The organism is Pseudonocardia adelaidensis, assembly GCF_039543345.1.
In the GTDB taxonomy this organism is placed as follows: domain Bacteria; phylum Actinomycetota; class Actinomycetes; order Mycobacteriales; family Pseudonocardiaceae; genus Pseudonocardia; species Pseudonocardia adelaidensis.
In genome coordinates this window covers 141,798-157,225 of sequence record NZ_BAABJO010000010.1, presented here as the reverse complement: position 1 = coordinate 157,225, position 15,428 = coordinate 141,798, and the positions used below count along the sequence as shown (strand labels likewise).

At 73.7% G+C, this 15,428-nt stretch carries 13 protein-coding genes and 1 pseudogene; 10 read left to right on the top strand and 4 right to left on the bottom strand.

All coding sequences use genetic code 11. The annotated features are described in order from the left end of the window. Positions 1–7: 7 nt before the first annotated feature. Positions 8–1,552 carry a carboxyl transferase domain-containing protein gene (locus ABEA81_RS15710; protein ID WP_345605826.1) on the bottom strand — a complete coding sequence of 515 codons (1,545 nt, stop codon included), beginning with the start codon at positions 1,550–1,552 and terminating at the stop codon, positions 8–10. Between the two features lie 496 nt (positions 1,553–2,048). Here ABEA81_RS15710 and ABEA81_RS42680 point away from each other — a divergent pair. The 3 genes and pseudogenes from ABEA81_RS42680 to ABEA81_RS15700 form a co-directional block, all read left to right on the top strand. After that, positions 2,049–2,138 (top strand): annotated as a pseudogene (locus ABEA81_RS42680) (hypothetical protein); the annotation flags it as partial. A 234-nt stretch (positions 2,139–2,372) separates the two neighbouring features. After that, positions 2,373–3,623, top strand: coding sequence for an MFS transporter (locus ABEA81_RS15705; RefSeq protein ID WP_345605825.1), 1,251 nt, complete (start codon positions 2,373–2,375; stop codon positions 3,621–3,623). Between the two features lie 58 nt (positions 3,624–3,681). Next, a complete protein-coding gene (locus ABEA81_RS15700) occupies positions 3,682–4,356 on the top strand; it encodes a response regulator transcription factor (protein WP_345605824.1) in 675 nt (224 codons plus the stop codon). Here ABEA81_RS15700 and ABEA81_RS15695 read toward each other — a convergent pair. Then, on the bottom strand, positions 4,332–6,200 hold the full coding sequence (locus ABEA81_RS15695; protein WP_345605823.1) for a sensor histidine kinase: 1,869 nt from the start codon (positions 6,198–6,200) through the stop codon (positions 4,332–4,334). The genes ABEA81_RS15700 and ABEA81_RS15695 overlap by 25 nt on opposite strands. A gap of 85 nt (positions 6,201–6,285) precedes the next feature. Here ABEA81_RS15695 and ABEA81_RS15690 point away from each other — a divergent pair, with 85 nt between their 5' ends. From ABEA81_RS15690 to ABEA81_RS15660, 7 genes are all read left to right on the top strand, one after another. Next, positions 6,286–6,861: an SACE_7040 family transcriptional regulator gene (locus tag ABEA81_RS15690; RefSeq protein WP_345605822.1), complete on the top strand. Its 576-nt coding sequence runs from the start codon at positions 6,286–6,288 to the stop codon at positions 6,859–6,861. Positions 6,862–7,332: 471 nt separating this feature from the next. Continuing rightward, the gene (locus ABEA81_RS15685; protein ID WP_345605821.1) at positions 7,333–8,550 is read left to right on the top strand and encodes an NRAMP family divalent metal transporter; all 1,218 of its coding nucleotides are present in this window, start codon (positions 7,333–7,335) and stop codon (positions 8,548–8,550) included. A 19-nt stretch (positions 8,551–8,569) separates the two neighbouring features. Further along, entirely contained in the window at positions 8,570–9,361 is a 792-nt protein-coding gene (locus tag ABEA81_RS15680; protein WP_345605820.1) for a LamB/YcsF family protein, read from the top strand. Continuing rightward, positions 9,358–9,963, top strand: a complete 606-nt coding sequence (locus ABEA81_RS15675; RefSeq protein ID WP_345605819.1) for a 5-oxoprolinase subunit B family protein — start codon at positions 9,358–9,360, stop codon at positions 9,961–9,963. The genes ABEA81_RS15680 and ABEA81_RS15675 overlap by 4 nt, the downstream gene beginning before the upstream one ends. Beyond that, positions 9,960–10,838 carry a 5-oxoprolinase subunit C family protein gene (locus ABEA81_RS15670; protein WP_345605818.1) on the top strand — a complete coding sequence of 293 codons (879 nt, stop codon included), beginning with the start codon at positions 9,960–9,962 and terminating at the stop codon, positions 10,836–10,838. The genes ABEA81_RS15675 and ABEA81_RS15670 overlap by 4 nt, the downstream gene beginning before the upstream one ends. Next, complete coding sequence (locus ABEA81_RS15665; RefSeq protein ID WP_345605817.1) at positions 10,835–11,617, top strand: putative hydro-lyase; 783 nt, start codon at positions 10,835–10,837, stop codon at positions 11,615–11,617. The genes ABEA81_RS15670 and ABEA81_RS15665 overlap by 4 nt, the downstream gene beginning before the upstream one ends. A 36-nt stretch (positions 11,618–11,653) precedes the next feature. Further along, positions 11,654–12,814 carry an epoxide hydrolase family protein gene (locus tag ABEA81_RS15660; RefSeq protein WP_345605816.1) on the top strand — a complete coding sequence of 387 codons (1,161 nt, stop codon included), beginning with the start codon at positions 11,654–11,656 and terminating at the stop codon, positions 12,812–12,814. Here the strand turns inward: ABEA81_RS15660 and ABEA81_RS15655 are convergent. Together ABEA81_RS15655 and ABEA81_RS15650 are read right to left on the bottom strand one after the other, a co-directional pair. Beyond that, positions 12,811–13,701 (bottom strand): DMT family transporter, encoded by an 891-nt coding sequence (locus tag ABEA81_RS15655; protein WP_345605815.1) that lies wholly within the window; start codon positions 13,699–13,701, stop codon positions 12,811–12,813. The genes ABEA81_RS15660 and ABEA81_RS15655 overlap by 4 nt on opposite strands. A gap of 145 nt (positions 13,702–13,846) precedes the next feature. Further along, positions 13,847–15,397, bottom strand: coding sequence for an adenylate/guanylate cyclase domain-containing protein (locus ABEA81_RS15650; RefSeq protein ID WP_345605814.1), 1,551 nt, complete (start codon positions 15,395–15,397; stop codon positions 13,847–13,849). Between the last annotated feature and the right edge of the window lie 31 nt (positions 15,398–15,428).

The window sequence follows — 15,428 nt, the reverse complement described above, 5'->3', positions numbered from 1 at the left end:
GGTTCGCCTACATGCGGAAGACCCCGAAGCCCGGCTCCTCCAGTGGCGCGTTCCCCGCCGCCGAGAGCGCCAGGCCCAGGACCGTCCTGGTGTCCTTCGGGTCGATCACGCCGTCGTCCCAGAGCCGGGCCGTGGAGTAGTACGGGTGGCCCTGCGTCTCGTACTGGGCGCGGACGGCGTCGGGGTCGGCCCCGGAGCCGACGGTCGCGAGCACCGTGGCGGCCTGCTCGCCGCCCATCACCGAGATCCGGGCGTTGGGCCACATGAACAGGAACCGCGGCGAGTACGCCCGCCCGCACATCGAGTAGTTCCCGGCGCCGAACGAGCCTCCGATGATCACCGTGAACTTGGGGACGCGGGTGGTGGCGACCGCGGTGACCATCTTCGCGCCGTGCTTCGCGATTCCGCCCGCCTCGTACTCGCGCCCGACCATGAAGCCGGAGATGTTCTGCAGGAACACCAGCGGCACCCCGCGCTGGTCGCACAGCTCGATGAAGTGCGCGCCCTTCTGGGCCGACTCGGAGAACAGGATCCCGTTGTTCGCGACGATCCCGACCGGGTGGCCGTGGATGCGCGCGAAGCCGGTGACGAGCGTGGTGCCGTACTCGGCCTTGAACTCGTGCAGCCGCGAGCCGTCGACGACCCGGCTGATCACCTCGCGCACGTCGTAGGGCGTGCGCGAGTCGGTCGGCACGACCTCGTACAGCTCGTCAGGGTCGGCGAGCGGCTCCTCCGCGGGCGCCACGTCCCACGGCCGGGGCGCCCGCGGACCGAGCGTGCCGACGATCGAACGCACGATCCGCAGGGCGTGGGCGTCGTCCTCCGCGAGGTGGTCGGTGACGCCGGAGACCCGCGAGTGCAGGTCACCGCCGCCGAGCTCCTCGGCCGTGACGACCTCGCCGGTGGCGGCCTTCACCAGCGGCGGGCCGCCGAGGAAGATCGTGCCCTGGTTGCGGACGATCACGGCCTCGTCGCTCATCGCCGGCACGTAGGCGCCGCCCGCGGTGCACGAGCCGAGCACGGCCGCGATCTGCGGGATGCCGCGCGCGGACATCTGCGCCTGGTTGTAGAAGATCCGGCCGAAGTGCTCCCGGTCGGGGAAGACGGAGTCCTGCTCCGGCAGGTAGGCGCCGCCGGAGTCGACGAGGTAGACGCACGGCAGCCGGTTGTGCAAGGCCACCTCCTGCGCGCGCAGGTGCTTCTTGACCGTCATCGGGTAGTAGGTGCCGCCCTTGACGGTGGCGTCGTTCGCGACCACCACGACCTCGCGCCCGGCCACCCGCCCGACCCCCGTGATCAGGCCGGCCCCGGGCGCCTCGTCGCCGTACATGCCGTTCGCGGCGAGCGGGGAGAGCTCGAGGAACGGGCTCGACGGGTCCACGAGCGCGTCGACCCGGTCCCGCGGCAACAGCTTGCCGCGCTCGACGTGCCGCACCCGCGCGCGCTCCGACCCGCCGAGCGCGGCCGTGGCGAGCCGCGCCTTCAGATCGGCCACCAGCTCGCGGTGGGACGCGGCACCGCGCGGCGTGGTGCCGGACGTGGCAACGGGCATCGGTCCTCCTGGAGTCGGAGCCATCGCGATGTTAACGGTCATTAACCTGCGGCGCCAGCGCGCCCGTCCGGACCGGGCGACAACCTCCGATCGGTTGATCATCGGCTCCACCCCGACCGGAGGATCCCGCCCCCGTGACCCCGACGACCGGATCCGCTCCCTCCTCGTCCCGCTGGGCGCAGCCCGTCCCGCGCCGGACCGACGAGAACCTCGAGCACGTCCACCGCAAGATCGACCGGAACCTGAAGTCCGGCCCGCTCGTGGACAACACCCCTCGGCTCGACCCGGAGTCGCGGCGGGGTGACCCGCCCGGGCGCGCCGAGCCTGATGGCCCGGCTGGGTCAGCTCGCGGCACCGGGCCCCGCCGCTGCGCAGGCGCCCGCACCCGCCTCGGCACCACCGCCCGACGACGACTTCCTGGCGAGGGCCAACGCGGAGCGCCTCGCCACGCAATGGGAGGACGTGACCGCGCGCCTCCTGCACGACTTCGCGCCGAACGGCGGCGACGGTCCGCGACTACCTGCCCGTCCTCGTCGACAAGGCCGTCCGGCGCCTGCTGGACCCGGAAGTGACGGGCCAGGCCTGACCGATCGGGCGCCCGTGTCAGGGGCCTACGCGGTGTCGGCCGGCACGGCGACCGCGAGGCGGGCGCTCATCTCCTCGTCATCCACCTTCGGCCGAAAGCCCTGCTCAGCGAGGAACTCGACGTGCAGATCCCGGATCTCGTCCCAGCCCGTTAACCTCGTTCACCCGATCGGGTCAGTCGCAGATGATCGTAGGATCGGTTGCCGGGACGACCTCCCGCTGGTAGGCCATGCAGATGACCGCCACCGACGGCCGCTGGTACGGGTCGATGTCAGCGCGCGAGCGACGGACCTTCTGGTCCTGTTTCGGCGGCTGGGCGACGGACGCGATGGACGTCCAGATCTACAGCCTCCTGATACCGGTGCTGCTCTCGGTCGGGTTTCTGGCGTCCAACGCACAGGCCGGGCTGATCGGCACCGTCACCCTGCTGTGCTCGGCGGTCGGCGGCTGGGCGGCGGGCGTGCTGGCCGACCGGTACGGCCGGGCGCTGATGCTGCAGGTCGCGGTGGCGTGGTTCTCGGTGTTCACGCTGCTCTGCGGCGTCGCCCAGGACTTCACGCAGCTGCTGGTCTTCCGCGGGCTCATGGGGTTCGGGTTCGGCGGCGAGTGGGCGGTCGGGGCGATCCTGATGGGCGAGACCGTCCGGGCGCGGTACCGCGGGAGGGCCGTCGGGACGGTGCAGAGCGGCTGGGCGGTCGGCTGGGCGGTCGCGGTGGGGCTGTTCGTGCTGACGCAGTCGCTGTTCCCGCCCGAGACGGCGTGGCGGGTGCTGTTCGCGCTCGGCGTGCTGCCCGCGCTGGGCGTGTTCTGGATCCGCCGCCACGTGCCGGAGCCCGACGTGTTCGTCCGGCACGCCGACCGGCCGGCCGGGCGGCCGTCCTTCCTCGGGATATTCCGCCCCGACCTGCTGCGGACCACGGTGGTGTGCGCGCTGCTGTGCACCGGCGCGCAGGGCGGCTACTACTCGCTCACGACGTTCCTCCCGCAGTTCCTGCACAGCGCCCGCGGCCTGAACCTCCTCGGCCTCGGCGGCACGCTGCTGCTGGTGATCGTCGGGGCGTTCGCCGGGTACCTGTTCGGGGCGTGGCTCACCGACCGGCTCGGCCGCAGACCCGCGCTCGTCGTGTGCGCCGTGGCGGCCTTCGTGATCGTCCTGCCGTTCACGCTCCTGGACCTGCCGACCCCGGTGTTCACGGTGCTCGCGCTGCCGCTCGGCTTCGTGTCCTCGGCGTACTTCAGCGGGCTCGGCGCGATGCTCACCGAGCAGTACCCCACCGAGCTGCGCGGCTCGGGCCAGGGCTTCTGCTACAACTTCGGCCGCGGGATCGGCGCGCTGTTCCCGTTGCTCGTGGGGATCATGGCCGACGCGATCTCGATCGGGGTGGCCATCGCCGTGTTCGCGGGGATCGCCTACCTGGTGATGGCGTTCTGCGCGCTCCTGCTCCCGGAGACCCGCGGCGCCGAGCTCACCGACGCCGCCGCCTGAGGTGCTCCTGACCGCCGACCCCGTCCGGCCATCACGGACGGCCCGATAGCGTCTGCCTGTGCGCGTACTGCTGGTCGAGGACGAGGTACCACTCGCGGAGATGGTGCGGCGCGGGCTCGCCGCCGAGGGGCACTCGGTGGAGGTCGTGCACGACGGCATATCGGGCCTCGCGGCGGCGAGCACTGGCCAGCACGACGTCGTGGTGCTCGACATCATGCTCCCCGGCCTGTCCGGGTACCGGATCCTGCAGCGGCTGCGCGCCGCAGAGGTGTGGACCCCGGTGCTCATGCTCACCGCGAAGGACGGTGAGTACGACGAGGCCGACGCGTTCGACCTCGGCGCCGACGACTACCTCGTCAAGCCGTTCTCGTTCGTCGTGCTCCTCGCCCGGCTCCGGGCCCTGCTGCGCCGGGCGGGCGAGGCCAGGCCCACGGTGCTCACCGTCGGCGACCTGAAGCTCGACCCGGCCCGGCACCGGGTGCACCGCGGCGACGTCGAGATCACCCTCACCCCACGCGAGTTCGGCGTGCTGGAGCACCTGATGCGGCACGCGGGCGAGGTCGTCACGAAGACGGACATCCTGCGGGCCGTCTGGGACGCCCACTACGAGGGCGAGGTCAACGTCGTCGAGGTGTACGTCGGCTACCTGCGCCGCAAGATCGACGCACCGTTCGGCACCAGGAGCATCGAGACCCTGCGCGGGGTCGGTTACCGGATGGCCGAGCCGGGCTGAGGCCGCGGGGCCGGGATCCGGCCGGGCCGGGGCGCCGGGGCACGCTCGTCCCTCCGCGCCTTCGCCGTGCCGTTGACCCGCTCGCGGGCCCGCTCGTCCGCCGGCACCACCGGGATGCCGCTCGGCGAGGTGACCGGGTCGCGCCGGGCCTCCTCGTCGCGCACGGGCTGTTGCGCGGGACCCGGCCGCGTGGGGTACGGGCGGGGAGCCGGCCCCTCCCTCCAGGCCGCCTCGCCGGTCCAGGCGGCATCGCCCCACGCGGCGTCCGGGGACGGGGTGGGGGCGGCGAACCACCCGTTCGCCGACGCGGTCCGCCTCGTCGGCGGCGGGACCGGGACGGCCGCCGGCGCCGGACCGGGCGCGGCCGGCCGGCCCGGCGCCGCGTTCTCGGCGGGCCCGGGCTCCTCGGCCGGGGCCTCCGGGGTGGCGGCCGCCGGGATCCGGACCCGGAACAGTGCACCGCCGTCCGGGCCGTCGGTGACCTCGACGCTGCCCCCGTGCGCGGCCACCACCTCGGCGACGATCGCCAGCCCGAGCCCGGAGCCGCCGTCGGCGCGGGCGCGGGCATCGTCCAGGCGGACGAACCGTTCGAAGACACGCGCCCGCTCGGAATGCGGCACGCCGGGCCCGTCGTCGGAGACCTCGAGGACCGCCGTGTCCCCGTCGCGCCCCACGGTGACGAGCACCCGGGAGCGGGCGTGCCTGCGGGCGTTGTCGACCAGGTTGCGCACGACCCGCGCCAGCTGACCGCGGTCGCCGACGACGCGCACGGGAACCGCCCGCACCTCGGCGACCACCGCGCCGTCGGCCGGGCGGCCGCGTTCGAGCTCGGCAACCTCGTCGAGGTCGACCTCCTCGCGCCGGGGCCGCAAGCCGCGCTCGTCGGCCCTCGCGAGCAGGATCAGGCCTTCGACCAGGTTGTTCAGCCGGGCGGTCTCCCCGCGCAGCGCGGTGATCGTGCTGCGGTCGACCGTGCCGTTCTGCATGAGCTCCAGACCGGTGGCGATCGTGGCGAGCGGGCTGCGCAGCTCGTGGCTGGCGTCGGCGACGAACCGCCGTTGCACGCCCTGGGCGTCCTGCAGCCGGGCGAGCATGCCGTTCATGGTCTCGGCGAGCCTGCCCACCTCGTCGCGCGCAGGCGGCACGGGCACGCGCTGTTCGAGGTCCTTCTCCGTCATCGCCGACACCTGGGCACGCATCGCCTCCACGGGGCGCAACGCCCGGCCGGAGAACAGGTACGTGGTGACCCCGGCGACGACGATGAGCAGCGGGACGCCCCAGAGCAGGTAGAACAGCAGCGCTCGGGTGGCGGTCTCGACGGCGGTGAGGGGCGCCGCGAACAGCAGGATCACGTCGCGGCCGTCCGAGTCCGTGGCGGTCGCCACGAGCACGGTATCCACGACGCTGCCGTCGACCTTGCGCACCGGCACGCCGGTCTCGACGACGGTCTGGCCGTCGGCCGGCCGGATGTCCGACATCAGCACGTCGCGGCCGACCGCGTCGGTGCCTGCCTCGGTGGTCCACGTCGGTGGGTCGTCGTCGTCGCCGTCTCCGCCGTACTCGACCCTCACCTGCGCGAGGTCGGACTGGCGGATGAGCGCGTCGAGCGCCTCGCGGGCGTTCTCGTTGGCCTCGCCCCGCCAGTTGCCCTCCAGCCGGGTGGCGATCACCTGGGCCTGGGCCTTGGCGTCGGCCTGCACCTGCTGGCGCAGCGACAGCTGCACGAGCAGCACCAGCGCGGCGCCCGCCACCACCAGCGCGAGCGCGACCACGACGGCTGCGGACAGCGCGGACACCGCGCGCACGCCCATGCGCGCGCGCAGCCATCCCAGCGGCCGGGGCATCGCTACAGGGTAACGAGCCCGCCTGTGGTCGGGCTGAGATCTCCGGCGCTGTTAGCAGCCGTTAACCCGTGGTTAGCTACGGCGCATGGCCACGCCCGCCGCGACCCCCGCCGCCAGCAGGCGGGAGCAGATCCTCGGCGTGGCCGCGCAGCTCTTCGCCCGGCACGGGTTCCACGGTGTCAGCATCGCCGACCTGGGCGCGGCGGTCGGGGTGAGCGGGCCCGCCCTCTACCGGCACTTCCCGGGCAAGGAGGCCCTGCTCGCGGAGCTGCTCGTCGGGATAAGCGAGCACCTGCTGAACGGTGGGCGGGAGCGGGCGGCACGGACCTCGGACCCGCAGGAGCTGCTCGCCGCGCTGGTGGAGTTCCACGCCGACTTCGCCCAGCGCGAGCCCGAGCTGATCGTCGTGCAGGACCGGGACCTCGCGAACCTGCCCGGCCCCGACCGCAGGAAGGTGCGGCAGCTGCAGCGCACGTACGTCGAGGTCTGGGTGGACGCGTTGCGGCGGGCCCACCCCGGCCTCGCGGTGGACGCGGCCCGCACCGCGGCACACGGGACGTTCGGCCTGCTCAACTCCACCCCGCACGCCGGCCGCACGCCGGAGGCCGCCGCGCTGCTGCGCCGGATGGCGATGGCCGCCCTGCGCGACCTGCATTCCTAGTGCCCCCCGCCGGAAGGCCGCCGAATAATTCGGCGGCCCAGCCCCACGCTGCGCGCACCGGCCGACGTCCCGAGTACGCCCTTGATCGCTGCGCTGGCCCCGGTTCCGGCCCCGGCCCGGTGGGGACCGCCTCCTGGCGGCGCCGCGGACCATCGGGCAGGCCCCGGCCTGCCCGCGATGCTGCCCATAGGGTCGCTAGGCGGGCCGTCGACCGAGGAGGGGGGATCGGTCGACGGCCCTGACCGCGCATCCGGCCGGGCGGGCACACCCGTACCGCGTGTCCAGCGCGGTCGCGCACAGTGTCCGCCCGCTCCCGGTGCGATGTACAGGGGCGGTTTGCGAAGGTCGCAGGCCACACGCCTGTTACAAGAACTTCTCCTTGAGGTATTGCCGTATCGTTGAACGATCCTTACGCTCCCATCCAACCAGCGGCGGTGTGCCGCGGGTCACCACCTCTGGAGGGAGCGGGCGATGAGCGATACGAAGGCGATTCCCGCCATGGGCTCGGGCACGAGCCGCAGCGCGGTGCTCGGCGCGATGTTCCTGATGGCCACGAGCGCCATCGGCCCCGGCTTCATCACCCAGACCGCGACCTTCACCGCACAGCTCGGCGCGGCGTTCGCGTTCGCGATCCTGGCGTCGATCCTGGTGGACATCGCGGTCCAGCTGAACGTCTGGCGCGTGATCGGCGTCTCCGGCCAGCGCGGGCACGAGCTCGGCAACAAGATCGCGCCGGGGATCGGGTACGTGCTGGCCGCGCTCGTCGTCATCGGCGGGCTCGTGTTCAACATCGGCAACGTCGGCGGCACCGGGCTCGGCCTGGACGCCATGCTCGGCGTCGACACCACGCTCGGCGGGGTGATCTCCGCGGTGATCGCCATCGCCATCTTCCTCAGCAAGAAGGCGGGCGTCGCGCTGGACCGGATCGTCGTCGTGCTCGGTGGCCTCATGATCCTCATGACCACCTACGTCGCGATCGTCTCGCAGCCGCCGGTCGGCGAGGCGCTGCGCAACTTCGTCCTGCCGGACACCGTCGACTTCCTCGTGATCACCACGCTCATCGGCGGCACGGTCGGCGGCTACATCACCTACGCGGGCGCGCACCGGCTGCTCGACTCCGGCATGACCGGCCCGGAGCACGCCTCGAACATCGCCAAGAGCTCGGTGATCGGCATCATCGTGACCGGCGTCATGCGCGTGGTGCTGTTCCTCGCGGTGCTGGGCGTGGTCGCGGGCGGGGTCACGCTGGCCAAGGCCGACCCGGCCGGCAGCGCGTTCCAGGCGGCGGCGGGCCAGGCAGGCCTCCGGCTGTTCGGCATCATCCTGTGGGCGGCCGCCATCACGTCCGTGATCGGTGCGGCCTACACGTCGGTCTCGTTCCTGACCCGCTCCACGACGAGCGACCGCACCCGCAACCTGCTCACGGTCGGTTTCATCGCGCTCTCGGCCCTGATCTTCGTGCTGGTCGGCACGGCCCCGGCCACCCTGCTGGTGCTCGCGGGCACCTTCAACGGACTGATCCTGCCCATCGGCTTCACCGTGGTGCTCTGGGTGGCCTGGCGGCGCCGGGACCTGCTGGGTGGCTACAAGTACCCGGCGTGGCTGCTCGGTATCGGCGTCCTCGCGTGGTTGCTCACGCTCTACATGGGCTACTCCTCGCTGTCGGGGCTGGCCAAGCTGTGGGCGTGAACCTGTGGGGGCGATCGCTGTGGATCTGAACTCGGACGTCGGAGAGTCGTTCGGCCGATGGGAGCTCGGTGACGACGCGTCGATGCTGGCGCTCGTCACCTCCGCCAACGTCGCCTGCGGCTTCCACGCGGGCGACCCGACGACCCTCCGTCGGACCTGTGCCCTGGCCGCGGAGCGCGGGGTCGCGGTCGGGGCACAGGTCGGCTACCGCGACCTGGCGGGGTTCGGCAGGCGCTTCATCGACGTCGCCCCCGAGGAGCTCACCGACGACGTCGTCTACCAGATCGGGGCGCTCGACGGGATCTGCCGGGCGGCCGGCACGCGCGTGAAGTACGTGAAGCCGCACGGAGCGCTCTACAACACGATCGTGCACCACGAGGCGCAGGCGGCCGCGGTCGTGGCCGCCGTGCGCGCCTACGACCCGAAGCTCCCGGTGCTCGGTCTGCCCGGCTCGGTGTTCCTCGCCGCCGCTGAGGCCGCCGGCCTCCGCACGGTGCGGGAGTTCTTCGTCGACCGCGGCTACACGCCGGAGGCCACGCTGGTGCCCCGCTCCCGGCCGGGGGCCCTGCTGCACGACCCCCAGGAGGTGACGGCCCGCGTGCTGCGGATGGTCACCGACGGCAAGGTCACCGCGGTCGACGGCACCGATGTGCACGTGGAGGCCGACTCGGCGTGCGTGCACGGGGACTCCCCGGGTGCGGTCGCGATGGCCGAGGCGGTGCGCGCCGGGCTGGAGGCAGCGGGCGTCACACTGCGTCCGTTCGCAGAGGGCCCCGTCGCAGAGGGCCCCTTCGCGGAGGAGTCGGGGTGAGATTGCTCCCGTGTGGGGACAGCGGGCTCCTCGTCGAGGTCGACGGGCTGCCCGAGGTGCTCGCCCTGGCCGACGCCGTACGGGCGGCACCACCGGTCGGGGTCCTCGACGTCGTCTCGGCCGCGCGCACGGTGCTGCTCTGCATCGAGCCGGGCACCGACCTCACCGAGGTGCGGCGGGCGGTGCTCGGCCTCGACATCGAGCCCGGCGCCGCACCGCCGGAGGGGGAGCGGGTGGAGATCGAGGTCGTCTACGACGGACCCGACCTCGACGAGGTCGGCGAGCTCACCGGGCTCGGCGCCGACGGCGTGGTGGAGGCGCACACCGGCACCCCGTGGCGGGCCGCCTTCGGCGGTTTCGCCCCCGGGTTCGCGTACCTGGTGGGCGGCGACCCCCGGCTCGAGGTGGCCCGCCGCCGCGAGTCGCGCACCTCGGTGCCGGCCGGGGCGGTCGGGCTGGCCGGTGAGTTCAGCGGCGTCTACCCCCGTTCGTCGCCCGGTGGCTGGCAGTTGATCGGCCACACCGACGCGGAGCTGTGGAACATCGACCGCGGTGCGCTACTAACGCCAGGGTGCACGGTCGTTTTCAAGGCGGTCGGATGACCCGCAAGCTGGAGGTTGTCGCCACCGGCGCGCTGGCGCTCGTCGAGGACCTCGGCCGGCCGGGTCTCGCGGCCACCGGGGTCGGACGTTCGGGCGCGGCGGACCGCAGGGCGTTGCGGCTGGCCAACCGGCTCGTCGCCAACCCCGAGGGGGCGGCGGGCATCGAGGTCGTGTTCGGCGGGCTCGCGGTGCGGGCCCACGGCCTGCTCACGGTGGCGCTGTCCGGGGCGCCGGCACCCGCCGACGTCGACGGCACACCGGTCGGGCACCACGCCCTGATCGTGCTGTGGCCGGGCCAGGTGCTGCGGCTCGGGGTGCCGCCCACCGGCCTGCGCACCTACCTCGCGGTGCGCGGCGGGATCGCGCTGGAGCCGGTGCTCGGGTCCCGCAGCACCGACATCCTCTCCGGGCTCGGCCCCGAGAGGCTCACGCCGGGCGCGATGCTGCCGATCGGGACGGAACCCGACGCGCTGCCCCTGATCGACGTCGCGCCGGTGGGCCTGCCGCCGGGCGGCGATGTCGTGCTCAGGGCCGTGCCCGGGCCGCGCGCGGAGTTCTTCACCGACGTCGGTGCGCTGGCCCGCACCACGTGGACGGCCTCCAGCCGCAGCGACCGGGTGGGCATGCGGCTCGAGGGCGCCCCCCTGGAACGGGCAGGCTCGGGTGAGCTGCCCAGCGAGGGGATCGTCCGCGGCGCGGTGCAGGTGCCACCCGGTGGCGAGCCGGTGCTGTTCCTCGCCGACCACCCCGTGACGGGCGGCTACCCGGTTGCCGCCGTCGTCCTGGACGCCGACGTGGACCGGGCCGCGCAGGTGCGACCGGGCCAGCGCGTGCGGTTCGTCCTCGTCCCGCCCCCGTGGGAGGAGAGCCCATGACACGCACCGAGGTCCCCTCTGCGGCACGCGCGAGGTTCCGCGCCGGCCTGGTCACGCCGACCGCCGGCTGGTGCGACGGCTACACCCAGGCCAACCTGATCGCGGTGCCGCAGGAGATCGCGTGGGACTTCCTGCTGTTCGCCCAGCGCAACCCCCAGCCCTGTCCCGTGCTGGACGTGCTGGAGGCAGGGTCGGTCTCCGGCCCGCTGCTCGCGGGCGACATCCGCACCGACATCCCCCGCTACCGCGTCTACGTCGACGGCGAGCTGACCGACGAGCCCACCGACGTCCTCGACGTGTGGCGGGACGACCTCGTCGGCTTCCTCATCGGCTGCAGCTTCACGTTCGAACGCGCGCTCGGGGCGGCCGGGGTGCCGATCCGGCACGTCGAGCAGGGCGTCAACGTCCCGATGTACCGCACGTCGGTGCGCTGCCGGCCGGCCGGTTCGATCAGCGGTCCGATGGTCGTGTCGATGCGGCCGGTGCCGAAGGACCTCGTGGAGACGGCCGTGCGCGTCACCGCGGCCTACCCGGCGGTGCACGGCGCCCCCGTGCACATCGGCGATCCGCGCGAGCTCGGCATCCATGACCTCGACGCCCCCGACTACGGCGACCCGGTGACCTTCGAGCCCGGGGACGTGCCCGTGTTCTGGGGTTGCGGGGTCACGCCGCAGGCGGCGGTGGTCGAGTCCAAGCCGCCGCTCGCGATCGCGCACGCGCCCGGGCACATGCTGATCACGGACGCAGAGGACGAGGACTACCGCCTCCGCCTTGTGTGACACGAGCTGACCTATATCGCTCCTAGCGTCGGCGGCATGAGCACCGAGATCCGCCCGTTCCGCATCGACGTCCCGCAGGCCGACCTGGACGACCTCACGGACCGGCTCGCGCGCACCCGCTGGCCACGGCGGCTGCCTGGCGGGTGGAACCGCGGCGTGCCGGTGGCGCGGCTGCGGGAGCTCGCCGAGTACTGGCGCACCGCCTTCGACTGGCGCGCGCAGGAGGCTCGGCTGAACGGGTTGCCGCAGTTCCTGACCGAGATCGACGGCCAGCGGATCCACTTCCTGCACGTCCGGTCGCCGGAGCCGGACGCGCTCCCGCTGGTGATCACCCACAGCTGGCCGAACTCGGTGGCCGAGTTCCAGCAGCTGGTCAGGCCGCTCACGGACCACGGGTTCCACGTGGTGGCGCCGTCGCTGCCCGGGTTCGGCTACTCGATGTTCCCGGAGCCGGCCGACGAACGGCCGTGGACCGCGGAGCGCGTGGCGCGGACGTGGGCCGAGCTGATGGCCCGGCTGGGCTACGAGCGGTACGGGGCGCACGGCAACGACGCCGGGGCGGTCGTGTCGCCCCACCTGGCGCTCGTCGACGCGGAGCACCTCGTCGGCGTGCACATGACCGGCGGCGTGGGGATCCCGACCGGTGACCCCCGCGAGCTGGAGGGCCTGACGGACGACGACCGCGCCGGCGAGCGGCTGGCCGAGCTCTTCGCGGGCGGCAGCGGGTACGGGACGTACCTGGCCAACCGCCCGCAGACGCTCGCGTACGGCTGGCTCGACTCGCCGGTGGCGCAGCTGGCCTACCTGGTGGAGCGCCTCGCCGAGTTCGACGGCTGGCCCGGGGGCGAAGACGCCCTCCTGCCGCACCTCGACCGCGACCAGCTGCTCACCACCGCGTCGCTGTACTGGTTCACCGGCACCGGCGGCTCCTCGTCGTGGACCTACTACGACGGCGCGGCCGGCATGCCGATCGACCAGGCGGTGGTGCCCACCGGCGTCTCCCACGGCGGCCCGGACGCGTTCCGGCGGATCGCCGAGCGGAACAACGAGATCACGCACTGGTCGGGCCTCGAAGCCGCGAGCCACATGGTGGCGATGGTGGACGCGGAGCGGCTGGCGGCCGACATCGGGGAGTTCTTCGCAAAGCTCGGCCGGCCGGGCCGCGGCACCCGACCCGGCCGGTCGACGACCTGCTAGCGACGCCGCGACAGCGCCACGCCCACCAGGCAGATCGCACCGCCTGCGATCGCGAGGAGCGGGGGCACCTCGCCGAGCAGGGCCGCGGACATGAGGATCGTGATCGGCGGCACCAGGTAGGTGCTCACGCCGAGCCGCCCGGCGTCCATCCGCGCGAGCGCGTACGCCCACGTGCTGAACGCGAGCGCGGTGGGCACGACACCGAGGTACGCCAGACCGGCGGTCGCCGCCGCCGGGGCGGCGGCCAGCTCGGCGACCAGCCCCGGCGTGAACGGCACGCAGGCGAGCGCGCCGATCGTGCAGGCGAGCCAGGTGACCTGCAGCCCGGGCAACCGGCGCAGCACGGGCTTCTGCGCGAGCACCCCGATCGCGTACGTCACCGCGGCGACGAGGCAGAGCGCCGCTCCGAGCAGGTCCGCCTCCTCGGCGGTCGACGTGGCCGCGCCCACCAGCACCGCGCCCGTGCAGGCGAGGAGCGCACCGATCACCAGCCACCGCGGGAAACCCTCGCCGAGCCACCGGCCGGCGAACAGCGCGATGAGGATCGGCCCGACGTTCACCAGCATCGCCGTCGTGCCCGCGTCGACGCGCTGCTCGGCGGAGTTGAGGGCGAGGTTGTAGACCGTGAACCACGCGATCGCACACAGGACCACGAGCGCCCACTCGCGGCGGGTCGGCCACACCCAGCGCCGGGTGACCAGCAGCCCCGCCCCCAGTGCGAGCGACCCGACCAGCAGCCGGCCCAGCGTCAGCGGGCCGGGCGCGTAGTGCGCCCCGACGGCGCGGATGCCCACGAACGCCGACGCCCACGCGAGCACCGTGAACCCGACGGCCGCCAGCGCGCCCCACCGGTAGCGGGAGGCCAGGGCGACGGCCGGGGAGCTCATGGGGCCGACGCTAGCTCCCCTCCCAGCCCCCACCCACGCGGTTTTCGGCCATGGTGCTGCCTTTCACCGGACGGTCGTCCCTGGACGAACGGCAGGTTCGTCCGAACCTGTGGGACGGGCGTGCCGTTCCTTCGATCGCAGGCCGTCACCGGGCGGCGGACGTGGCCGACTCGTCGCGCTCCGGGCGGGCGTGCTCCTGTGGGACGGCGAGGCGGGTGGCGGCGGTGCGGCCGCGGAGCACGGTGGTGTCGCCGAGCTCCCAGCGGGCGGCCTCCTCCGTGCCGGCCATCGCCACGGCGTCGGCCGCCGCCAGCACCCGGCCGGGCACGGTCTTGGCCAGCTCGGTGAGCCGGGCAGCCTCGTTCACCGGGTCACCGATCACGGTGTACTCGTAGCGCCGCACGTCGCCGACGTTGCCCGCCACCGCGTCGCCCGCCGAGATCCCGATGCCTGCGGTGACGTCGGGCAGCTCCGCGGCGAGGCGGGCCGCCAGCACCCGGCCGGCCGCGAGCGCGCAGCCCGCCGGGTCCGTCCCGTCCACCGGGGCCCCGAAGACCGCGAGCGCAGCGTCGCCCTCGAACTTGTTGATCCAGCCGTCGTGCTCCTCGACCACCTCGACGACCACCCCGAAGAAGCGGTTGAGGAGCGCGACGACCTCCTCGGGCGGCTGCTCGGCGGTGAGCGGGGTCGACCCGACGAGGTCCACGAACAGCACGCCGACGCGCCGGACCTCGCCACCGAGGCGGACCTCGCCCGCGGCCGCAGCGGCCCGCGCCACGTCGCGGCCGACGTGGCGACCGAACAGGTCGTGGATCCGCTCCCGCTCGCGCAGGCCGGCGACCATCGTGTTGAAGCCCGACTGGAGCTGCCCGAGCTCCGTGCCGTCGTACACGGTGACGGTGGCGTCGAGCTCGCCGTGCTGCACCTTCCGCATGCCACGCCGCACCGCGTTCACCGGGTCGGCGACGGCCCGTGCCGCCCCGACCGTCACGAGCAGGCCTGCGCCCAGCGCGATCCCGCCGAGCACGAGCATGATCACCGCGAGCCGGGCGGGCGGCACGTCGCCGTGGACGAGCGCCGTGACGGCCATCGCCATCAACCCCACCACCGGCACTCCGGTACCGAGCGCCCAGAACAGCAGAGACCGGACGACGATCCCGGGCAACCCGCGCCCCGGCTGCGGCGGGCGCGCGGCCAGCACCTCGGCCGCGGTGCGGCGCAGGATGCGCTCGCTGAGCAGGTAGGCAAGCGCGCACGTCGTGATGCCACCGAGCACGATCGTCTCGGCGACCGACGCCGCGAGCCGCAGCGAGTACGGCAGGTTGACCAGCGCGAACACGGTGGCGGCCAGTGCCCACAGCACACCTTGCACCGTGACGAGCCGCAGTGGCCCGTACAGCACCATCCGGCGCGCCCTGCGCTGCTCGGGGTCCGCCTCACCCGGTCGCAGCCGGAACCGGCGGGCGCCCCACAGCAGCCCGATGGGCACCGCGAGGGCCATGTACACGGCGAACGCGAGGAGGTTCAGCGTGCGCACCCGGCCCGGATCGACGAGCGGGCCCTCCGGCAGCACCCACGCCGCCAGCGCGAAGACCACCACCGCACCGCCGAGGTTCGCGAACACCACGACGACGGCGAGCGCGAACCGGGCGGGCCAGTCGATGACCCACCGCCGACCCCGCCTGCTGCGCGCCATGAGCATCGAGTCTAGGCCGATCGGGCGTATG